We start from the raw sequence: 20,892 nt of genomic DNA, 5'->3' as shown, positions 1-20,892 counted from the left end.
CACTATCTTATAGAGTCCATCCTTTTTAACGCCCATCTAAAACTCTTGCAAATTTTATCAAAGGGCACCTTATCTGCTCCGCTTTTTGCAATGAAGATATATATACCATCTTTTAGATCACTACTAAGTGTGGAAAATGCAGCACGAAAAAGCCTTTTGACCCTATTTCTTACAACTGCCTTTCCTATCTTCTTACTTGCTACTGCGGCGAATCTACTCGTATCTGACTCTAAAAAATAGACAACTGCTAAATCACAATGCCATTTTTTGGCACTTTGATAGACTCTGCTAAACTCTTTACTATCGCTAATAGAGTCAAATTTATTAATTTTCAATTTAGCTCTTAGGCAGCTAGTCTTGCTCTACCTTTTGCTCTTCTAGCGCTAATTACTTTACGACCGTTTTTGGTTTTCATTCTAACGCGGAAGCCATGAGTGCGTTTTTTAGGTGTTTTATGTGGTTGATAAGTTCTTTTCATAAACTTTTCCTTTAGGTAAAAATTAAGTTTTGGATTCTACCTAAATTTTACTTAAACTGCTTTGAATTTTTATAAATTTAATTTAGCTATATCTATTTAAATTCAATCTAAAGCAAATTACGCTAAAATCAAGAAATTTATTTTGGAATTTAAGATGATACTTTATGATCAAAACTATGAAATGATTGGTATTAGTAGCGAAGGACTTTCGCTTTTTGGCTTTTTAACTCCAGAGGATTTTTTTAGGAGTTGTAATGATATTAGTGACTATTTTTTAGAGACTAGTCCGCTATATAATGCTAAAAATCACTACATAGACCTAATAATCTCTCAATCTCAAAGCAATATCCAAGATATGCAAATTAAGCTTGATAATGGCGATATAATGAGTGTAAAAATCGCTGTAGAGGTGGTAAATTTAAAGGATGTAAATGAACATTATTACAGTGTTAAATTATTATTTGATGGAAATCGTCTATCATATGTTAATGATAAAAATAGATGGCTTTGGGATATTTTATATATTAGCCGTTTAGATGCAACCGAATTCAAGCGTAGAATGCTAGAATTTACCCAATTTGCCCGTCAAAACTATGAAAAATTATATGAAGCAAAACTATTACTAATTGATGCAAATGATACTATAAGAGAGCTTGCCCAACTAGCAACAAAATTAAAACTAACCGAATTTTGTGAAATCTTAATTAATATTCAAGCAACTAGCGATGAACAGCTACTAAATGATGAATTTTATAAATATACTAATTTTATAACAAATATAGAAAATATAATTCAAAGCGAGATGCAATGAGATCATACTTTAGCTTACTTGGAATTTTACGCTTAATTGCTACATTGCCACTATTTGTAATATTTTTGATATCTAGTTGGTATCTAATTTTTCAATATAATCTTAGTATGAATTTAAAAGAACTACGCCATGAATTTTCAATTGCTTTAGATCTTGCCAATCTCTCAAAAGAGTTAGATAAAGAGATGATAATCAATGATACTAATAGCAAAAATGTCAATCGGCAAATTACTGACCATACAATAGAACATATCAAACAGCTACATAGTAACGAACTAGGCTTAAACGAGATTTTAAACCACTTAGAGTCCTTACCTCAAATTCGCTACACGCTAGATGATGTAAATTTAAATAACTCCGAAGTTTTAAGCTACTTTAGAGATTTAAACTTGCTGATTAAAAATGAAATTTTTAACCTGAGGGAACATGATCTATCAAATAGGCTAAATCTATTTATTTTTACATTTATATCCTCTTATTCTAATAGCATTTCAATTAGTGCCAAGCGTGATTTGGTAGCTAATATCATTAATCACAGAGCACTTAATACACAAGAGCTTTTATTATGGCTAGATTTGATTAGAAATAATGGATTAAATTACGGCTATTTACCTGATAGTTATGCAAAAAAACAGATAGAAGCGATATTTAAAAGCGAAAATTATAAGCAAGCTATAGACAACTTAAGTACTTTTACAATAGAGTTGATTAAAAATGGTGAACCAAGTATTTATTTAGCACAAAAATATTATGATTTAATCAGTGATGAATTAGAATTTTCATATCAAATACAAGATGTAATCAGTTCTCAAATCAAAACTGAGCTAGATGAATTTGAAAAAGATTTATGGATAGATTCTATTTTGGCTTTTATTGTTTGGATTATTAGTATAATTTTATCACTAGTATCATACTATACTAAAAACTATATAAAAGCCAATATTGATAACCTATCAAAAATTATCGATAAAATCAAATCCGTATCGGCTACCAACCCGCTAGAATCTACTCAAACTGCAACTTTAGAAAATGGTCATAAAATTATAAATGAAGCCTTAGATAAAATAATCGCTCAAAAAGATATCGCCCAAAGTGATAGCCGCTCTAAAACAGCATTTCTAGCTAATATATCTCATGAGATTAAAGCGCCATTAAATGGTATTTTAGGCTTTAGTGAGCTATTAAAGAGCCGCTCACTAGGTAAAGATGAAAAAGAGTTAATTGATATAATCGAACAAAGCAGCCAAAACCTACTAAAAGCTATTAATAACATCATAAATATGGCAAAAATTGAAGGTGGAAATGTCGAGCTTTATGAGAGTGATTTTAGCCTTTATACTCTATTTGATGAGATTATTAACTCCTACTTTAATAGACTTTTGGCTAAGAATTTAACCTTAACCTACTACATCGATCCAGAATTGATGGTAACTGTCTTTAGCGATGAAGACAAAATTAAACAAATCGCTATAAATCTAATCGATAATGCTATTAAATTTACCCAAAGTGGCGGACAAATTACTGTGTATGTAAAAAAATTACAATCCACAAATGGTAATATTAGCTTTAGCTTTATGGTTAAAGATACTGGAATTGGTATTGCTCAAAATGCTTTAGGCAAGATTTTTGATAACTTCTATACCAATGAAAATGCAACTAAAACATATGGTGGAACCGGTCTTGGGCTTAGTATTATTAGCCAATATGCTAAAATGCTAAATAGCAAAATTAATGTCAAAAGCCAGCTAAAAATTGGAAGCGAATTTAGTCTAGATCTAACCTTAAAACTCCACTCAAATGTAGATAAAAGCTATGCAAATCTTTTTAAAGGTTCAAAAGTTTCAATCATTCCTGAAGGAATAAGCGATGATAATTTAAAAATTATAAATTTATATTTAAACTATCTTGGAGTTATAGTTGAGCCAAATTTAAGCCCAGCAATTGGTAAATTTAAAAATGAAAAAGATTCAAAAGATATCGAATTTAGCGATCTTAATCACGGCTTTAGTCCTAGCTTAATCTCGTTAATAAATGCCTTGTTAAATAGCCTAAAATCAACTCAAAAATATGACCTAAAAATTCTAATAGGCACAAATGATAAGAGCAAAAAAACAAAAGAGATGTTTGAAGAAATTTGTACCAGTGTCGATGTAGTAAATGATGGTAAAAGCTTATATGAGCTTACTTTAATTAATAATTATGATGCAATTTTTACAGATATTGCACTAGATAAACAAAATGCGCTAATTGCTGCTACAAATATCATTAGTACTCAAGATGAAAAGGATATCGAACGAACACCGATAATTGCAATGTTATCAAGTTCTAAAGAGCAAATTAATAAAACAAACTTGCTATTTGATTATTATCTACAAAAGCCGCTTTTAAAATCGCAAATTATCGAAATCTTAGCAAGTATTGGTAATAAAGATCCACTTAATGCATTAGATGGCACAAGAGATATTTTATTATTTAAAAAGAGCAAAATGGAAAATAGAATTTATCACGCTGTACTATCAAAAGTCTGCCATACGATAGATACTGTCGATTCATTTGATGAGCTTGAAGAGGCTACGCAAAATAGAGCATACAAGTTGGTTTTGATAGATTATACAGCAAGCTTTTTTGATGCTAATAGAATTTTAAATATTATCAAAAATAGCTCTCAACTGCATAATTTTGAGAGTAAAGTCGTATTATTTATCGAACCAAACAGCAAAATCCCAACACAAATTCAAGCCCAATTTACTCAGCTAATTAGCACAAATATTAGTAAATCTAACTTAGAAAATCAGATAAAAGAGCTAATCCAATGACAAAACTAAATATTTTAGCAATTGATGATGATATAATAAGCATTAAGCTTTTAGAGCTAATTTTATCTGATAATTTATATATCTCTAGCATTACTACAGCAAGTGATGGGCTTGAGGCTATGGAAATTTTAGAGAGGCGATTTGATATAAATTTAATACTTTTAGATATCTATATGCCAAGATTAAATGGTTTTGAATTTTTACATAATTTTAAAAGTCGCAAATATCTCCAAGATATTCCAATTATCGTAATTAGCACTGATGCAACTCTTCGTCAACGGTCAATGGAGCTTGGAGTACTTGCATTTCTTGTAAAGCCAATTAGTAAAAAAACGCTAGGTAAATTAATCAAGCAAGTTGCCAATAATTCAAGCTAAATTTAACTCAATTTTCTTACCAAATCCTAAGGTATTATCTGTAAATTTGAGCCACTTTAACTCTATTTTATATAAATTTAAATTCATTAGCTTAGCATAAATAAAGCGTGATATATATGCATTTTTCTCCACTTCATTATCTACTAGATATATAGACCCACTCGCTTGAAGACCCTGAATTTTGCCAACTATTTTTGTTTGCAAGGCGATATTTATAAAAACCCTACTATCATTTTTAATCACTTTAGCATGATAGCTATCATCGCCAAAAGCAACAATAATTAAATTTGGCTTTAAAAAAGCGTAAAAACAACTACATAGATATGCGCCACTTTTCCCATTTACTCCAAGGGTTAAAATATGCTGACTATCTATAAATTTAGCTATTTTTTCATCCATTTTTCATCCATTTTGGCACTATTTTTGCTTAATTTTAGCCAAATTTGGCTTAAAATATATCGCATTTTAACCGATATACTATAAAATTTTAAGGATTTTCAATGATTACAAACAGCTACGCAAACGCTTCATATAATGCGTTTAACTACTCATTTAAAACTAGCTCTGGCGATACCATAAATCTTGCGATGTATGATAATAAAGAGTTAGCCTACTCAAGCAAGAACTCCAAAAATTCAAGCGAACAAAGCCTAAATCTACGCCATACATATGGGTATAAATTTGAGCTAAATAGTCAAAATGGTATAAGTGAGCAAGATAAATTAGAGATTGCAAAAGCGCTAGAAGAACTCCGCCCAAAAATTGATGATTTTATGAAACATATCAAAGAAAATGAACCTTTTAGCGATGAAACTATCTCAAATATTGCAAATTCACTCAAAAAAGAGTTACCAAATTTAAATAGCGATGATGCTAAAATAGAGTTAAAAAGTTCACTTTTAGATATGTTTGATGAGATGCTAAAAGAACATAAAACTAAAAATAACAACTTAAATAAATCTCTACTAGAACAGACTCAAAAGCTATTTGAAAATATGCTAAAACCGCAAAATAATCTAAATTATTATGCATAAGCTTGCTACTTTAGCAAGCTTTTTTAGGCCAAATTTCATATATAATTAAACAAATTTACTGTATAATCTTAAATTTAAAATTTTAAGGCGTATATTATGATGTATAGAAATTTAATAAAAGAGATGTTAAATCTCCAACAGCAATTAAATGATGATACTAATGGTATTGGCTGGGAGATGGGGCATACTAAAGATGGTAAATTAATTAGCTGGAAACGTTGCATTTATATGGAGTGTGCTGAGCTAATTGATAACTTTGCGTGGAAGCATTGGAAGGCTATAAATTCTCCACTAGATGTAGATAATGTTGCCATTGAAATTGTTGATATTTGGCACTTTATTATGAGTCTTGGACTAGAGAAGTATAAGATAAATTCCCTTGGCGATATTGATAATTTAACTGATGATATAGTATCAACTAGTGGATTTAATGAGTTTTGTAAAGAGCCATATAATATAAAAGAGTATAGTATCTATGAAATTATAAACGATACTGAGCTAATTATAAATCGCTGCAGTGGATTTAATATAAATTTCTTCGACCTTTTAAGAGATTATTTTAGGGTTTCATTAAAATGTGGAGTAAATTTACAAAAGCTATTTAATATCTATATTGGCAAAAATGTTTTAAATAAATTCCGTCAAGATCACGGCTATAAAGATGGAAGCTATATAAAAATTTGGAATGGTGTAGAGGATAATGCTGTGATGAATGAAATTTTACAAAATAGCGCTAGTAGCGTAGATGAAATTTACGCTAAACTTAAAACTGCCTACCAAAATATCAAATGAATAGTATAATCAAACGCTCGCTGAGCGACTTTTTAACTTTTAGATTTTTAGCACTTTCATTTTTGCCGCTTTTTATTTCACTTGGCGGCTTGATTGGGTTAGTGATATATTTTGGCGGTGATGTTTTTAGCATTTTAGCCCGTCCTAGCATTGAAGCATATGCTAATGGAGATGGATTTATAGCGTGGCTTTTATCTCTTAGCATTGTGCAGTTTATGATAACTTCATCATTTTATCTAATTAGTATATTTTTAGCTATTTTATTAAGTGTAGCAATTGCAGGTATTATAACTGGATTTTTAACACCATATGTAGTTAAATATATAAACGATAAGTATTATGGTTATAACTCAACTCCACTACCTAGTAATATGCATGTTTTTAAGCTAATTGGTATTACGATTATTAAATTTATTCTAATATTTTTAATATGTATACCCCTTTTATTTATTCCTGTGTTAAATTTATTTATTCTAAATTTACCATTTTTTTATCTATTTTATCGCCTAATGCTCATTGATATAGCTAGTAATACTTCTGATAGCTTAATCTTTGAAATAGATATGCAAAAAGGTGGTGGGGTTAAATTTTTTAGCGCTTCAGTACTATTTTATATTCTAACATTAGTGCCATTTGTTGGACTATTTTTACAAATATTCTTTGTAATATTTTTAAGTCATATATTGTTAGAGAAAAATTCAAGAGGATTTTAATGAAAAATATTCTATTTTTTGGTTTTATTGGTTTAACCTGCGTATTAATGTATCTTAGCCAAAGCTTTCTTACTATTATTTTTGGAATTTGTATATTTTTATATGCTATGAGTGTATTAGAAAAAAGTTTTTCTATGATGGCAAGTCTAGATAAATTTTTAAAAAAAATGACAAAAAGAAACTTCCAAAGCTTTTTATTTGGTGCAGTTAGCGCTACAGTAATGCAATCAAGCGGTCTCGTTAGCGTTCTTGCAATATCATTTTTAAGTGCTGGGCTAATCACATTAGCCTCAGGTTTAGCTATCATTTATGGAATAAATTTAGCCACTATTACTACTGGCTGGTTTTTGGCTGGTTTTGGTCTAAAGGTAAATATCGCTGCTTACTCTATGCCTTTAATAGTTATAGGTATGTTATGCATGGTAAATAAAACTGAAAAAATTAAAGGTTTTGGATATTTTTTATTTAGTATCGGTCTTTTATTTCTTGGAATATCTTATATGAAAGGCGGCTTTGATCATATCAAAGATAGCATTGATCTATCGCAATTTGCGATGTCTGGAATGGCTGGGTTGATTGTTTATACCTTTGTAGGAATTATAGTTACGGTATTAATCCAAAGCTCGCACGCATCTCTTACTCTAGCTTTAGCAGCACTAAGTGCAGGACAGATAACCTATGATAATGCTGTTGGTATTGCCATTGGCTCAAATGTCGGCTCAACTGTGATGGCAATTATTGGCTCCTTAAATGCAAATATGGAGGGTAAAAAGCTCACTGTTGCTCATGTGTTATTTAATGTAACATGCGCAATTATTAGCGTTATACTAATCGTACCTTTTATGTATATTACTGATGTAACTAGTACATATTTTGGAATCGCAGATGATGATTACACTCTTAGACTAGCAGTATTCTTATCATATTTTAACGCATTAGGGGTTATTATATTTTACCCGCTTATTCCATTTATGGAAAAACTTTTAAATAAATATATGAAAGACTCAAGCAAAAGAAGTAAAATCGATAGTGCTAAATATCTTGATGAGAAATCTTTGCAATTCCCTGATAGTGCGCTTGAAGTACTTGGCAAGGAGCTTTTACATCTTTATTCTAATGCAAACTCCATTATAGCTAAAGCTATTAGCATAAGTAACAGCGATATCCAAAATAGTGATATTTCAGCAAAAGATATAATAAAGCTACGCCAAACTCCAATTAAAATGGATTATGATGAACTATATAACAATAGATTTAAAGAGATTTATAGTCAAATCATCGACTACGCTATATTAGCTGGAACCAATGCAAAACCTGAACAGTTAAGTAAATTTATGGATATTAGGCATGCAGCACTAATTATGGCTGAGACGCTAAAGGATATGAAAAATACTCAACCAAATGTCTTTAAATATATCACTAGTTCTAACCAATATGCCAAAGAAGAGTATGATAGATTAAGAGTTGAGATGTTAGAGTGCCTTCGCATTATGTATAATATTGCAAGCATTAAAGATATAGATGAGTTAGAAGCTCAAATAAAAAATCTACGCAAAATTTACAATGCATATGATAGTGAGTTTAACTTTGATGTGCTAATCATAAATAAAAAAATTACCAATAAAATGGCAACTTCTCTTATGAATGATACGGCACTGATGAAGAATATAACTAAAGGTATGCTAAAGGTTGCTGAGATGATATTTGCACATCATCACAATCAATCATTAAATGAAAGTATAACTGCGTGATAGAATATGATAAAGCGTCCACATAATAAATATAAAAAAGTTAGAAATAATGTCGAACAGCCTTTAATGCAGTGTAAAAAAGAGCAGTTTGTTTTAAAGATTTCACTAGCTTGTGCTGTAGCGCTAGCAGTTTTTGGAATTGCTTATGGAATTTATATTGGTTCTAAGGCAATTATTTTTGATGGATTAGTAGCATTTTTATCAATTATCTTAATACTACTTAGCGTTATCACATCTAAATTTATATACAAAGAAGATGATGATACCTTTCAGTATGGATATATGCGCTTTGAGCCAATGGTGAATCTACTTAAAAGCCTAATTTTACTCTTGTTATGTATGTATGCGATGGTTAATGGAATTCAGGCGATTTTGTCTGGTGGATATGAAGTTGAATTTGATAAGGCTATGCTTTACTCATTTTTCTCTATGATCTTATCTATTGGAATTTGGCTTTTTACATCATATCAAGCCAAAATTTTACAATCTCCTCTAATCTCAGTTGATAGTCTTGAGTGGCTAATTGATAGTGTGCTATATCTAGGTGGATTTGTAGTTTTTGGAACAGTTTGGCTATTTGATAGAGAGAGCCAATCAGAATGGGCTAAATACCTTGATCCAGGACTTTTAGTAGTACTTTCAATAATTTTAGGTGTTATGCCACTTAAGGTTTTTATAAAAAATTTAGCCGATTTGGTGATGGTCGCACCAAAAGATATGGATGAGAAGATAGATACCCTACTTCAAAATATATCCAAAAAATATAATTTTAGCGACTATGATACGCATGTAGCAAAAAGCGGAAGATTTTTTATGATTGAGGTAAATATCTTAATGGGAGAGTCATTTAAAATTCAAAATATAGATGAGATGGATTTAATCAGAGATGAGATAGAACAGGGATTAGATATCCCAAGTTATAAAATTTGGCTAAGTGTGAGCTTCACTAAAAACCCAAAATGGCTTTAATCAAATTTAGCCTTTTTATTTATCATCCACCAAAGAATCGAAAATTGTAAATTTGGCGCTTTAACCTTACTCTCATCATATATAAAGCTTAGAATCTCATCACGCTTTATAAAGACCAATTCTATCTTCTCATCATCAACACCGCCACCACTTGAAACCTTCATACTCTCATCAATCTCACCATAAAATAGCGTTTGAGCATTCGCCCCAAATCCAAGAGCAGTAAAGCTACTAGTCACTCTCTCAACGCTACCAACTCTATATCCAGTCTCTTCTAGAATCTCTTCAATTATCGTAGCTTTGGTATCTAATCCCTTATCCATAATTCCCGCACAAAGCTCATAAGTAAGGCCATTTTTGATTGGAGTTTGATTTTTCTCTTGATAGTACCACACAGATGGGCGAAACTGCCTAACAAACAAAAACGACTCAAATTCCCTATGATAGAGCAAGCAACTCACGCTATCATGCGCTTCTACGCAATCCCAACGCTTATTTTTGCCATCTTGATTATATAAAATACTAAATGGCTTAACAAATTTAGACTCTTTTAATGCTACAACCCTTAAATCGCTTATAGTAAAATCCATGTCGCTAATCCTAAAAATACAAAAAATCCTATAATATCTGTCGCTGTAGTTAAAAACACAGTGCTACCAACAGCGGGATCAAGCCCTATTCTCTTTAAACTAAGCGGGATAAATGTCCCTAAAAATGCCGCCATAATGATATTAGCCACAAGTGCTATTGCTATGACTACTCCAAGCATTGGCTTATCAAACCAAAGCCCCACCAAAATACCTAAAAACAGAGCAAAGATAAGAGAGTTAAAAATAGCCATTATAATCTCTTTTTTAAGCACTACCCAAAAATCCCCAATCCCTATCTCACCAAGGGCCAATCTCCTTACAGTAACAGCTAGTGTTTGATTACCAGCGTTACCACCCATACTAGCTACTATTGGCATCAAAACAGCTAAAGCAACCAAGCTCTCAATAGACTTTTCAAAAAAGCCAATCACAATTACACCCAAAATCGCTGTAATTAAATTCACAAACAGCCAAGCCGCCCTAGCACGGCCAGTCTTTACTAATCCCTCTTCTTCAGCATCATCATTAACCCCTGCTAGATTATAGATTTGCTCAGTTGCACTCTCTTCTAAAAAATCGTGAATATCATCTGTTGTGATACGGCCAAGTAGCACACCAGCTCTATTAGTCACAGCAATAGCGCTCAAATCATAATCCATAATAATATCCACAGCTACTTTAATATCATCACTATCAATAGCAAAATGTGGTTTAAATCTCTCCTCATCTTCGCTCACTATTTGACTTAAATTTAGATTAAAATCATATGTTATAAGATCCTCAAGAGCAATTGTATGCTTTAATACCCCTTCATTATCCACAACAAACAAAGAAAATACATTTTCTATCTTATCTTCTTGCTTCATAATGCGAAATCTAGCTATAGCGCTACTTAAACTCTCATCTAATCTAGCGCTAAATAGCTCTGTTTGCATATATGCACCAGCTTCGTTATCTTCATAATTTATAAGCTTGCTAATCTCTTTTTGGCTATCTATTTCAAGCGAGCTAAAAAGCTCTTTGGCTTTCTCTTCATCTATCTCTTCTATAGTCTGTATAAGATCAGTAGCGTCATCACTCTCAAGCTCATCGATCGCTTCAGCTATCTTGTCATTTGGAAGATTTTCTATCACATCTCGTAGCATGTGATCAGGCATCTCCATAGCTGCTTCACCAAGAGTTTGCGCATCAAGCTTTTCTAAATACTTAGCATACTCATCCTCATCAAGGATTTTTAGCCTTTTTAAATGGCTTGCTACATCGGCTGGACTTAACTCATTCTCATCTACGATATGTTTTTGAAGCTGTTCTTTTACCTCTTCTAAATTTGAATTTGGCATGATTATATCTCTGTTATATTTGCTATATCTTCAAGCGGTGCTTTGTTTATATGATCTTTGAAACTAGCTTGAATTTGGTTATTTAGGCTATCTTTTAGCTTGTTAAATTCAATTTTTTGGTTTTTATTAAGTTCAGATTTTGTGATTTTGACTACAGATTCTGGATTTATAGCGTTGCCATTTTTGTATAATCCCAAGTGTAGATGCGGTCCAGTGCTTAAACCAGTGCTTCCTACATAGGCTATTAATTGGCCTTTTTTTACTTTTTTACCCTTTTTAATACCTTTAGCATAACCATTTAAATGCGCATAAAGTGTCATATATCCACTTGAGTGCTGAATGGTTACAGTTTTACCATATCCGCCTTTATTGCCTACAAAGCTCACCACACCATCACCAGCAGCGTAAATTTTTGTCCCTCTTGGCGCAGCATAATCAGTACCTAAATGCGCTCTATATCTTTTTAATACTGGATGAAATCTTTTAGGATTAAATCTTGAGCTAATTCTAGCATTTGGCACAGGCTTAATCAATAAGAAATTTTCAAGCTCTCTTCCATTAGAATCATAAAACGCATCATTAAATTTATATATATAATTTGGCTTTCCCCTAGTCTCTATCATAGCAACTTTGATATTTGGCTCGCCGATATATTTACCTAAGCGCTTTTTACGCTCATATACTATAGCCAGTCGATCGCCCTTTTGAAGCGTTTTAAAATTTACACTTCCACTAAAAGCTTTATTAAACGAATTAGCTAGTGCTTCATCATTTGTTGCTCTTTTTATCTCTCTATATGGAGAGTCATTTATCTCTACATTTAGTATGAAATTTTCATTTTCATAGACAATTGGGATAAAATCTAGACTATAATGGTTATTAAAATCTTTAAAAACATGAATTTGAATCTCATTGCTAATAGGTAATAAAATTTGACTAATATTATTATTTGAATCACGCAAAATTTGAAATTTCGTCCCAGCGCTTAACTCACTAGCTAACTCTTTATCCTCGCCTGAGAGATTATAATATATAGATAATGGTATATTATGTCTCTCTAAAAAGGTTAAAAATGTATCGCCTTGCGGCCATGTCAGCTCTTCAACACTTGTGGTTACTGCATGTAAATTCATAAAAGCTAAAATAGATAAGATAAATTTTTTCATCAAAAACCTCAATAGAAGCAGATTAATATTGTAATTATAACTCAAAATTATTTACACATTGCAAACATTTACCCAAACTAAGATATAATTATGGCCAAATTTATAAAAAGTATCAAAAAGGGGATGCAATTGAAAAAAATTATAGTTTTAATCTTTGCTATATATTCATTTAGTTTTGGAGCTAAATTTGATCTAAAACCAAGCTACAATCTAATTTTAAATACCACTCAAGGTGGCGCTACAATTATAGATAATAATAACTTTATAGTTGGCTCAAGTGGTGTTGTGTTACACAAATTAAAAGATGGCAGCAAAACCATAATAGCCAGGGCAGTTGTAACTAGCAAAAAAGATGGCTATGCAAATTTAAGATTTGAGCTATTTGACCAGCTTAAACAAACAGCACTTCCACTCCCTACTATCTTGCCACAAGCTGGCGATGAAGTAATTTTAAATTTTATGTATAATAGATCTTTAATCGTAGTTCCAAACAAAGAAATTTATGATCAAGTTACTAAAGCTTTTAGTAATATTGATTTTATTCATCCTGATATTATAGCTGCTTATTTAAGCTATGAGTATAAGCCAAACCCAAGCCGATCTGATTTTCGTAAAATGTGCGCACAAAATGCAGCTGGGCTGATATTTATAGCACTTGATAAAGAGGCTGTTTTTGCTGATTGTGGTAGTTTTGAAATTTTGCAAAGCTTTAAAACTGGCAGTGTAGATTATTATGAAGTACCATTTTATACAAGAATTAAAAATATAGATACAGTATTTTGGAAACTTGATGGTGCTAAAATCGGCAATTATGACAAATATTACAATAAACTTTTAGCTAGATAAGGGGATAAGTATGGATTCTAAACATATAAAATATTTTGAGAATTTAATTGGTCAAGATAATGCCAAATTTGACAAAGCCCATCAGATAGCCTACTGCTATGACGCAACAAAAAAGCGATATGAACCAGATGGTGTTTTATTCCCAAGAGATGAAAATGATGTAAGTGAAATTTTAAAATATTGTAACGAAAATAAGATAATAATCGTCCCAAGGGGCGCTGGAAGTGGATTTACTGGTGGCGCCCTAGCTAGTGGTGGCGGAGTGGTGTTAAGCTTTGAGAAGCATATGAATAAAATTTTAGAGATAGATATGCAAAATATGGTAGCCGTAGTCCAACCTGGTGTGATAAATATGGATTTACAAAAGGCTGCATTAGAAGTGGGGCTATTTTATCCGCCTGATCCTGCTAGTGAAAATTATAGTAGCATAGGTGGCAATGTAAGTGAAAATGCCGGCGGAATGCGTGCTGCGAAATATGGAATTACCAAAGATTATGTGATGGCTTTGCGTGCTGTGTTGCCTAATGGACAGATTATAAGAGCTGGTAAAAAAACGATAAAAGATGTCGCCGGATATAATATAGCTGGAATTTTGATAGCTAGTGAAGGTAGCTTAGCAGTAATTACTGAAATAACTCTAAAATTAATCGCCAAACCTAAATTCAAAAAGACCGCTATGGGGGTATTTCCTAGTGTGAATTCAGCTATGAATGCCGTATATAAGACAATGGCCGCTGGTGTAACCCCTGTGGCGATGGAGTTTTTAGACTCTTTAAGTATTAAAGCTGTTGAGCAAAAATTTAATAAAGGCTTACCAGTTGATGCGGGTGCGATATTGATTAGTGATGTGGATGGACCAAATTTAGATGTAATCAATGAAGATTTAGAGATTATCAAAAACTGCTTTACGCAAAATGGCGCCATAGATTTCAAAGTAGCAAAAGATGATCAAGAGAGTGCTGATATATGGTTTGCTAGGCGCAACTGCTCTCAAGCTATCACAATGTATGGTAGCTTGAAATTAAACGAAGATATCACCGTCCCACGCTCTAAGCTACCTGAACTCTTAGATAAAATATCTCAAATTTCAGCTAGATATAATGTTACTACACCTTGCTTTGGCCATACGGGCGATGGCAATGTCCATACAAATGTTATGGTAGATAAATCAGACCCGCAAGCCATCGAGCGTGGCCATCAAGCAATCACAGAAATTTTCAAAGCCACAATCGAGCTTGGCGGAACGCTAAGTGGCGAACATGGCATTGGAATATCAAAAGCTCCTTTTATGCATTTAGCATTTAGTGATGGAGAGATGGAACTATTTAGATCAATCAAAAAAGCCTTTGATCCAAATAATATATTAAATCCATTTAAAATGGGACTTTAATGCAAGAAGCTAAAAAAATTGCTAAGATTATTATAAAAGAGCTAAGAGATAAGCAGATATTTCATTTTGCTTCTAGTCTTAGCTTTCACACTTTGCTTTCAATAATTCCTATTATTTTTGTATCGCTTAGTATTTTTACTACTATGCCAAATTTTGCTGATTATTATGCTAAAATAAAGGAATTTATCTACTCAAACTTGCTACCAAGTCAAAATATCACCCAATATCTAGATCAATTTTTAAGCAACTCTAGCTCACTTGGAGTGATGGGAGTTGTGGCTATATTTTTTACTAGTTTGATGTTTTTTAGCGAATATGATCATGTTATATCACGAATTTCTAATGTGCCAAAAAGAGGATTTTGGCAAAGTCTTAGTAATTACTGGACACTTACTACTCTTATGCCTTTAGGACTTGGCTTATCATTTTGGATTTCAAATTTCATCCAAAACACACTAAAAAGCAGTGAATTTACCAGTTCGATAAATTTTCTAGCTATATTTCCTCATATTATAATCTGGGCAATTTTTGCTATTACATATCTAATTAGTATCAACAAAAAATTATCATTTAAAAGCATAGCCATTGGCTCATTTATTAGCTCGCTCGCTTGGTCGCTATCAAAATGGGGCTTTATCCAATACTCATTTTATAATAAAACTTACGCTAGTATATATGGCTCATTTTCTATTTTGCTATTTTTTATACTTTGGATATATATATCGTGGATTATATTTTTGTATGGAGTTAGACTCTGCTCAGTACTTGAAAAAAGTAAAGAGCAAATTTAAAGCTATTTGTAGATAATAGATATCTATCTGCTATTTATACTAAATTTAGTTAATTCAATTGCTAAGGTAACTAAATTGTTACCCTAGCAATTATAAATTTAATAAATTAATAAATCAAAATGGCCAAATCGTCTCTAAAACACGAGTTCCCCATGGTTTATCAGTCGCACGCTGCAGGTCGCCTTCGGTTTTATATAATATTTTAGCATCAGATATATGTCTAGATTCAATCTCATTATACTGGCTAATATCGTATGGACGAATCACTCCACTAATTTGCATTATCTGTTTTTCATTATTTAGCAAAATTTCCTTACTACCTTCGATAAAGTAATTACCATTGCTTAAAACCTTAATAATCCTAGCTGAAATCGTAGTAGTAAATGCCTCAGTCCTACTAGTTGAACCCCCACCTGAATAGCTACTACCACTTCCAGCGCTAAATCCTATACCAGCTATTTTATTAATATCATTTAGTGGTCCTTTTAATGGTGAGCCTTCAGGCGTAGTAAATGTTCCACCTTTTAGCGATGTTAAGCTATCTTTAGAGGTTGAGCGATCAGCCTGTGAGCTTTGATTGGCGTTTTCTCTGATTATAACCGTTACGATATCATTGACATTCATCGCTTTTCTATCAGAAAATAGCGGATTATCCCCTTTACCAAATAAACTTCCAGGATTTCCTACTCCATTACCTTGAACACGACTTGGCAACTCTTCTACATATGTTGGTGGCGCCATTGAAATGTGTGGATCAGCCCCAGTTGTACAACCGCCAAGACCAATGCCTGCAACGCAAATTAGTGTAAAAAAAGAAACTTTTTTCATAAATAACTCTCAATTTTATGATACAATATACTAATAATTCGTTAAAATAATACCAAATATAGGATAAAACAATGCTAAAATCGATTTATATCTTAAAAAGCGACTATGAAAATGGTGAATTTAGAGATGTTTTAAGCTCTAAATTTAGCCAAGGTGTTACGATTTTACCCATTAGCGATGATGGCGAATTTAAAGTTTTCACTCTTAATGAAGCAATCGCTCTACTAAATTCAGGCAAAGAAAATGAACTAATCAAAGCTGTAATGGATAAATTCGGTAGCATTAAGGCTGAGTTTATAATAATAATTGGATCTGGCGATGAACTCCTTGACTCATTGCTTGCTCGCAATCTAAATGCTCCATTTTTGCTTAGCAATCAAACTGCTTATAAAGCTAAGCTGCTTGGATTTAAATCATTAAAAAGCATTGATGAGATTAAAAATACTCAAAGCAACTATATAACTCCTCTTAAATTTGAAACCCTACTCTATCAAAAAGCTGCCCAAAAGCTAAAAACTGTAGTATTACCAGAAAGCGATGATGATAGAGTTCTTAAAGCGTGCGATATCTTGCTAAATAGCGGTGCTATTAGTTTAATTCTTCTTGGCGATGAGAATGATATCAATAAAAGAGCTAATGAATTAGGGCTAAATTTAAGCAAAGCTAAAATTATAAATCCAGCTAATAGCGAACTTTTAGAAGAATTTGCTACTACTCTTTATGATCTTCGTAAAAGTAAAGGTATGGAGCTAGAAAAAGCCAAAGAACTAATCAAAGATAGAACATATTTTGGCACTATGCTTGTATATAAAGGGCTAGCAAGCGCAATGGTAAGTGGCGCTAGTACAACTACAGCCCAAACCATCCGTCCAGCCTTGCAATTTATAAAAACAAAACCTGGCGTTACTAGCGTTAGTGGTAGCTTTATTATGTGTGCTAATGGCCAAATTCACTTCTATGCAGATTGTGCTATTATGCCAAATCCTACACCAAAAGATCTAGCCGGTGCTGCTATTGCTACAGCTGCTACAGCTCGTGAGTTTGGCTTTGAACCTAAAGTTGCTATGCTTAGCTACTCTACAGGAGATAGCGGAAGTGGCCCAAGCGTTGATGCTATTATAGAGGCTACTAAAATCTTAAAAGAGCTAGATCCAAGCCTAGATGTAGAAGGTCCAATCCAATTTGATGCAGCCATTGACCCAGTAGTAGCAGCCAAAAAACTACCAAATTCAAAAGTCGCTGGAAATGCAAATGTATTTATCTTCCCAGATTTAAATTGTGGAAACATCTGCTACAAAGCAGTCCAAAGAACAGCAAATGCTTTAGCTATTGGGCCAATATTGCAAGGATTAAATAAGCCAATTAACGATTTAAGTCGTGGTTGCTTGGTCGAAGATATCGTAAATACTGCACTAATTAGCGCAATCCAGGGAGAGTAGATGAAAATTTTAGTTATTAACTCTGGTAGTAGTTCTATTAAATTTAAACTCTATGATATGAAAAATGAGAGCGTAATGTGCAAAGGACTAATTGAACAAATAGGCTCAGATAACTCCTTTGCTAAAATCTCCACCGCTCATGGAAGTATCAAAGAGATATCTAGGCCCATAGCCAATCACGCTCAAGGTATAGATATTATGAATGAGTTGCTATTTAATTCTGGAGTAGTAAATAGCTTAGATGAAATTGATGGTGTAGGTCACAGAGTCGTTCAAGGTGCTGATGTTTTTAGTGATGCAGTATTAATAGATGAGAGTGTAATGGCAAAAATTGAAGAGCTTATACCATTAGCTCCACTTCACAATCCCGCTCACCTAGCTGGAATGAGAGAGACGCTAAAAGTTCGCCCAGATATCCCAAATGTTGCCGTATTTGATACAGTCTTTCACCAAACTATGCCAAAAAGCTCATATATGTATGCTTTGCCGATTGAATTTTATGAGAAATATAAAATTCGCAAATATGGCTTTCACGGTACATCTCATCAATTTGTCTCTAAAGCAGCTGCTAAAATCTTAAATATTGATTATGATAAATTTAGCTGTATCACTCTACATCTTGGAAATGGTGCTAGTATTGCAGCGATAAAAAATGGCAAATGTATAGATACTACAATGGGGTTAACTCCGCTTGAAGGGTTAATGATGGGAACACGCTGCGGAAGCATAGACCCAGCGATTATGCCATTTTTGATGGAAAATGCAAATTTAAGCGCTAAAGAAGTTGATAATATAATGAATAAAAAATCTGGCCTATTAGCCATCGGCGGTAGCAACGATATGCGTATAATAGAACAAAAGATGGATGCAGGAGATGAGAATGCTAAGCTTGCATTTGATATGTTTGTGCTAAAGGTGAAAAAATTCATTGGTGCGTATATTGCAATTTTAGGTAAAATCGATTCAATTATATTTACTGCTGGAATTGGCGAAAATGACGCTAGAATCAGAGAGGCAGTTTGCGAAGGTCTAGAGATTTTTGATATCAAAATTGATAAAATTAAAAATAAAGAGTCAAAAGATGAACCACGACGCATAAGCCAAATCGACTCCAAAGTCCGCATAGCCATAGTCCCAACTGACGAAGAGCTAGCCATCGCCCAAGATGCACTAAGAATAATTAAAAATAAAGGTAATAAATGATAAAGACAATTGACTATCAAATAGATGGAATAAACGACGCTGAACTAGATATAAAGCGTAACTCAAAGCTTGAGTTTAAGCTCACCTATGATAGCACTAAAGAGATTAGAGCGCTTATAGCTGTTATTCCGGGTCTTGGCGAAGATGGTGACACCTATTATAGAAACAATCTAGCTCATAGCATAGCAAGAGATCTTGATGCTGCTGTAATTACAGTTAATTATTTTGGCGTCAAAAGCAATCCACCAGCGGCAAAATTTAGCATTGATGAGATTGATGAGTTAATCCTTAAAACAGTAGCTGAGAATATTGGCAATCCAATTCCAGATAATATAGAACTAACCAAAATGGAATCAGAAGAGATTTGGGACTTTGTCAATGAGCATCTATATGCTTTCATTGGAATACAAAAATTAACTGGCAAGCTTAGAGGATATTTTAAAATGCCTATGCATATGACATTAACTCCACCAAATGGCGAGTATCAAAACTTTGGCCTAATGGCTGCACTTGATGTGGTAAATTCAGTTTTATATATTAAAAACAATCCTCCATTTAAGCTTCATCCTAATTGTCAAAATGGGCAGCTTGCTACAATCTATGTAGGCTCAAGCCATGGTGGATATATAGCTAATCTCTGTGCTAAATTTGCCCCATGGGCTGTAGATGCTGTTTTGGATAATTGCGGTTGGAACCTAAGCACTGAAATATTTGATAAAAAAGACTACCAGCCAGGAACATTCCGTACTATTGGATTTGGTAAAGAGATTGATTTTATGAAATATAGGCGAGATAGTAGAGATAATGAAAACTTTCACCTATGCCTCTCAGATAAAACATTTTGGACATCAAATTCGCAAAGCCCAAACTACTTTAGTCGCTCTAGATATGAGATTAGAGACGTCAATGAACCTAATCATCTAAAAGTACTTAGCAACTATCCAAAACCGATTTTTAAATGCTACCATGTAAAAGGTGATAGTGTAGCACCAATTGGTGAAAAGATTAAATTTTATGAGCAATTACAAGCCAATGGCTTTGATGCTACTCTTGATATCGTAAGCGATAAATCTAGAGTTGATGGTAAATTTATCAAAAATCTATCTCACGGAATGGATATGAGCATTAAACTACTTGTAGCTAATAATTACGAATGGATTTTAAATAAAATCGCAGCCAACAAGCGTCCAAAATGCGAGCCAGTAATCACGCTAGAAACTAGTCAATATACATATGAATTTAGTCAAAAAGATAACCAAGTTAGCTTAGAGTGCAAAAAGAAAAAATAAAGCAATAAAATAAATTTAGATTTTATGTTTAAATAAACCCTCGCAATGGCTAAGCATTGCGAGTAAATTTAAGCTATTAAAGATTTAAATTTAAGTTACTGTAGTAGTCTTAATATATTTTGTTGGACAGCATTTGCCTGACTCATAGCGTAGCTTCCACTTTGGGCTAGTATGTTAAATTTAGAGAAGTTTGCACTCTCACTAGCAAAGTCTACATCTCTTATTTGAGATTCAGCTGATTTTACATTTACTTGGGTAACTGTAATGTT

22 protein-coding genes are annotated in these 20,892 nt (G+C 32.7%); 14 read left to right on the top strand and 8 right to left on the bottom strand.

Features of this window, described 5'->3' with window-relative positions:
- Positions 1-2: 2 nt before the first annotated feature.
- Positions 3-335: a ribonuclease P protein component gene (rnpA, locus tag CIGNP91_RS03795; protein WP_179187537.1), complete on the bottom strand. Its 333-nt coding sequence runs from the start codon at positions 333-335 to the stop codon at positions 3-5.
- Between the two features lie 8 nt (positions 336-343).
- The gene (gene rpmH, locus CIGNP91_RS03790) at positions 344-478 is read right to left on the bottom strand and encodes a 50S ribosomal protein L34 (protein ID WP_086224853.1); all 135 of its coding nucleotides are present in this window, start codon (positions 476-478) and stop codon (positions 344-346) included.
- 154 nt (positions 479-632) lie between these two features.
- On the opposite strand from rpmH, the gene CIGNP91_RS03785 reads away from it, so the two are divergent.
- Genes CIGNP91_RS03785 through CIGNP91_RS03775 form a run of 3 tightly spaced genes read left to right on the top strand, consistent with a single transcriptional unit; the run spans position 633 to position 4,482 of the window.
- On the top strand, positions 633-1,289 hold the full coding sequence (locus tag CIGNP91_RS03785) for a hypothetical protein (RefSeq protein WP_086224854.1): 657 nt from the start codon (positions 633-635) through the stop codon (positions 1,287-1,289).
- Positions 1,286-4,105, top strand: coding sequence for a hybrid sensor histidine kinase/response regulator (locus tag CIGNP91_RS03780; RefSeq protein WP_086253425.1), 2,820 nt, complete (start codon positions 1,286-1,288; stop codon positions 4,103-4,105). Before CIGNP91_RS03785 ends, CIGNP91_RS03780 begins: the two co-directional genes overlap by 4 nt.
- Positions 4,102-4,482 carry a response regulator gene (locus CIGNP91_RS03775; RefSeq protein WP_086224856.1) on the top strand — a complete coding sequence of 127 codons (381 nt, stop codon included), beginning with the start codon at positions 4,102-4,104 and terminating at the stop codon, positions 4,480-4,482. The genes CIGNP91_RS03780 and CIGNP91_RS03775 overlap by 4 nt, the downstream gene beginning before the upstream one ends.
- On the opposite strand, the gene CIGNP91_RS03770 is transcribed toward CIGNP91_RS03775, so the two are convergent.
- On the bottom strand, positions 4,474-4,881 hold the full coding sequence (locus CIGNP91_RS03770) for a hypothetical protein (RefSeq protein WP_086253424.1): 408 nt from the start codon (positions 4,879-4,881) through the stop codon (positions 4,474-4,476). The genes CIGNP91_RS03775 and CIGNP91_RS03770 overlap by 9 nt on opposite strands.
- Before the next feature lie 101 nt (positions 4,882-4,982).
- On the opposite strand from CIGNP91_RS03770, the gene CIGNP91_RS03765 reads away from it, so the two are divergent.
- The 5 genes from CIGNP91_RS03765 (at position 4,983) to CIGNP91_RS03745 (ending at position 9,741) form a co-directional block, all read left to right on the top strand.
- Positions 4,983-5,516: an ATP/GTP-binding protein gene (locus tag CIGNP91_RS03765; RefSeq protein WP_086238739.1), complete on the top strand. Its 534-nt coding sequence runs from the start codon at positions 4,983-4,985 to the stop codon at positions 5,514-5,516.
- Between the two features lie 96 nt (positions 5,517-5,612).
- Positions 5,613-6,308 carry a dUTPase gene (gene dut, locus CIGNP91_RS03760; RefSeq protein ID WP_086253423.1) on the top strand — a complete coding sequence of 232 codons (696 nt, stop codon included), beginning with the start codon at positions 5,613-5,615 and terminating at the stop codon, positions 6,306-6,308.
- Positions 6,305-7,021, top strand: coding sequence for an EI24 domain-containing protein (locus tag CIGNP91_RS03755; protein WP_086253422.1), 717 nt, complete (start codon positions 6,305-6,307; stop codon positions 7,019-7,021). Before dut ends, CIGNP91_RS03755 begins: the two co-directional genes overlap by 4 nt.
- Positions 7,021-8,772 carry a Na/Pi cotransporter family protein gene (locus CIGNP91_RS03750; RefSeq protein WP_086244971.1) on the top strand — a complete coding sequence of 584 codons (1,752 nt, stop codon included), beginning with the start codon at positions 7,021-7,023 and terminating at the stop codon, positions 8,770-8,772. Before CIGNP91_RS03755 ends, CIGNP91_RS03750 begins: the two co-directional genes overlap by 1 nt.
- A 6-nt stretch (positions 8,773-8,778) precedes the next feature.
- Complete coding sequence (locus tag CIGNP91_RS03745; RefSeq protein WP_236848370.1) at positions 8,779-9,741, top strand: cation diffusion facilitator family transporter; 963 nt, start codon at positions 8,779-8,781, stop codon at positions 9,739-9,741.
- Here the strand turns inward: CIGNP91_RS03745 and CIGNP91_RS03740 are convergent.
- Genes CIGNP91_RS03740 through CIGNP91_RS03730 form a run of 3 tightly spaced genes read right to left on the bottom strand, consistent with a single transcriptional unit; the run spans position 9,738 to position 12,837 of the window.
- On the bottom strand, positions 9,738-10,331 hold the full coding sequence (locus tag CIGNP91_RS03740) for an NUDIX hydrolase (RefSeq protein ID WP_086229166.1): 594 nt from the start codon (positions 10,329-10,331) through the stop codon (positions 9,738-9,740). The two genes, CIGNP91_RS03745 and CIGNP91_RS03740, sit on opposite strands and share 4 nt — an antisense overlap.
- Entirely contained in the window at positions 10,316-11,671 is a 1,356-nt protein-coding gene (gene mgtE / locus CIGNP91_RS03735) for a magnesium transporter (protein ID WP_086224863.1), read from the bottom strand. Before mgtE ends, CIGNP91_RS03740 begins: the two co-directional genes overlap by 16 nt.
- A 2-nt stretch (positions 11,672-11,673) precedes the next feature.
- Positions 11,674-12,837: a peptidoglycan DD-metalloendopeptidase family protein gene (locus CIGNP91_RS03730; RefSeq protein WP_236848369.1), complete on the bottom strand. Its 1,164-nt coding sequence runs from the start codon at positions 12,835-12,837 to the stop codon at positions 11,674-11,676.
- Between the two features lie 129 nt (positions 12,838-12,966).
- Between CIGNP91_RS03730 and CIGNP91_RS03725 the strand changes: the two genes are divergently transcribed.
- From CIGNP91_RS03725 to CIGNP91_RS03715, 3 genes are read left to right on the top strand one after another with little or no spacing between them, the layout of a single operon-like run.
- Entirely contained in the window at positions 12,967-13,683 is a 717-nt protein-coding gene (locus CIGNP91_RS03725) for a plasminogen-binding N-terminal domain-containing protein (protein ID WP_086235877.1), read from the top strand.
- Positions 13,684-13,693: 10 nt separating this feature from the next.
- Positions 13,694-15,073, top strand: a complete 1,380-nt coding sequence (locus CIGNP91_RS03720; protein ID WP_086253420.1) for an FAD-linked oxidase C-terminal domain-containing protein — start codon at positions 13,694-13,696, stop codon at positions 15,071-15,073.
- Positions 15,073-15,864 carry a YhjD/YihY/BrkB family envelope integrity protein gene (locus CIGNP91_RS03715; protein WP_086224866.1) on the top strand — a complete coding sequence of 264 codons (792 nt, stop codon included), beginning with the start codon at positions 15,073-15,075 and terminating at the stop codon, positions 15,862-15,864. Before CIGNP91_RS03720 ends, CIGNP91_RS03715 begins: the two co-directional genes overlap by 1 nt.
- A gap of 114 nt (positions 15,865-15,978) precedes the next feature.
- Here CIGNP91_RS03715 and flgH read toward each other — a convergent pair whose 3' ends face one another.
- Entirely contained in the window at positions 15,979-16,692 is a 714-nt protein-coding gene (flgH, locus tag CIGNP91_RS03710; protein WP_086228119.1) for a flagellar basal body L-ring protein FlgH, read from the bottom strand.
- Positions 16,693-16,763: 71 nt separating this feature from the next.
- Here flgH and pta point away from each other — a divergent pair, with 71 nt between their 5' ends.
- Genes pta through CIGNP91_RS03695 form a run of 3 tightly spaced genes read left to right on the top strand, consistent with a single transcriptional unit; the run spans position 16,764 to position 20,623 of the window.
- Positions 16,764-18,131, top strand: coding sequence for a phosphate acetyltransferase (gene pta / locus CIGNP91_RS03705; RefSeq protein ID WP_086253419.1), 1,368 nt, complete (start codon positions 16,764-16,766; stop codon positions 18,129-18,131).
- Positions 18,132-19,334 (top strand): acetate kinase, encoded by a 1,203-nt coding sequence (locus CIGNP91_RS03700; RefSeq protein ID WP_086224869.1) that lies wholly within the window; start codon positions 18,132-18,134, stop codon positions 19,332-19,334.
- A complete protein-coding gene (locus CIGNP91_RS03695) occupies positions 19,331-20,623 on the top strand; it encodes a DUF2920 family protein (protein ID WP_086253418.1) in 1,293 nt (430 codons plus the stop codon). Before CIGNP91_RS03700 ends, CIGNP91_RS03695 begins: the two co-directional genes overlap by 4 nt.
- A 95-nt stretch (positions 20,624-20,718) precedes the next feature.
- Here CIGNP91_RS03695 and CIGNP91_RS03690 read toward each other — a convergent pair.
- Positions 20,719-20,892 (bottom strand): flagellin (locus tag CIGNP91_RS03690; protein ID WP_272889775.1); only part of this gene is annotated, 174 nt, incomplete at its 5' end.

It is taken from the genome of Campylobacter sp. P091 (assembly GCF_002138935.1).
Taxonomy (GTDB): Bacteria; Campylobacterota; Campylobacteria; order Campylobacterales; family Campylobacteraceae; genus Campylobacter; species Campylobacter devanensis.
Note: the sequence above shows the minus strand (reverse complement) of the source record. Positions and strands in the feature narration are given on the sequence as shown.

Bases quoted from the DNA above. Each gene is read 5' to 3' on its own strand.
- rpmH (WP_086224853.1), bottom strand. From the start codon at position 478: ATGAAAAGAACTTATCAACCACATAAAACACCTAAAAAACGCACTCAT.
- CIGNP91_RS03785 (WP_086224854.1), top strand. From the start codon at position 633: ATGATACTTTATGATCAAAACTATGAAATGATTGGTATTAGTAGCGAA.
- CIGNP91_RS03780 (WP_086253425.1), top strand. From the start codon at position 1,286: ATGAGATCATACTTTAGCTTACTTGGAATTTTACGCTTAATTGCTACA.
- CIGNP91_RS03775 (WP_086224856.1), top strand. From the start codon at position 4,102: ATGACAAAACTAAATATTTTAGCAATTGATGATGATATAATAAGCATT.
- CIGNP91_RS03770 (WP_086253424.1), bottom strand. From the start codon at position 4,881: ATGGATGAAAAAATAGCTAAATTTATAGATAGTCAGCATATTTTAACC.
- CIGNP91_RS03765 (WP_086238739.1), top strand. From the start codon at position 4,983: ATGATTACAAACAGCTACGCAAACGCTTCATATAATGCGTTTAACTAC.
- dut (WP_086253423.1), top strand. From the start codon at position 5,613: ATGATGTATAGAAATTTAATAAAAGAGATGTTAAATCTCCAACAGCAA.
- CIGNP91_RS03755 (WP_086253422.1), top strand. From the start codon at position 6,305: ATGAATAGTATAATCAAACGCTCGCTGAGCGACTTTTTAACTTTTAGA.
- CIGNP91_RS03750 (WP_086244971.1), top strand. From the start codon at position 7,021: ATGAAAAATATTCTATTTTTTGGTTTTATTGGTTTAACCTGCGTATTA.
- CIGNP91_RS03745 (WP_236848370.1), top strand. From the start codon at position 8,779: ATGATAAAGCGTCCACATAATAAATATAAAAAAGTTAGAAATAATGTC.
- CIGNP91_RS03740 (WP_086229166.1), bottom strand. From the start codon at position 10,331: ATGGATTTTACTATAAGCGATTTAAGGGTTGTAGCATTAAAAGAGTCT.
- mgtE (WP_086224863.1), bottom strand. From the start codon at position 11,671: ATGCCAAATTCAAATTTAGAAGAGGTAAAAGAACAGCTTCAAAAACAT.
- CIGNP91_RS03730 (WP_236848369.1), bottom strand. From the start codon at position 12,837: ATGAAAAAATTTATCTTATCTATTTTAGCTTTTATGAATTTACATGCA.
- CIGNP91_RS03720 (WP_086253420.1), top strand. From the start codon at position 13,694: ATGGATTCTAAACATATAAAATATTTTGAGAATTTAATTGGTCAAGAT.
- CIGNP91_RS03715 (WP_086224866.1), top strand. From the start codon at position 15,073: ATGCAAGAAGCTAAAAAAATTGCTAAGATTATTATAAAAGAGCTAAGA.
- flgH (WP_086228119.1), bottom strand. From the start codon at position 16,692: ATGAAAAAAGTTTCTTTTTTTACACTAATTTGCGTTGCAGGCATTGGT.
- pta (WP_086253419.1), top strand. From the start codon at position 16,764: ATGCTAAAATCGATTTATATCTTAAAAAGCGACTATGAAAATGGTGAA.
- CIGNP91_RS03700 (WP_086224869.1), top strand. From the start codon at position 18,132: ATGAAAATTTTAGTTATTAACTCTGGTAGTAGTTCTATTAAATTTAAA.
- CIGNP91_RS03695 (WP_086253418.1), top strand. From the start codon at position 19,331: ATGATAAAGACAATTGACTATCAAATAGATGGAATAAACGACGCTGAA.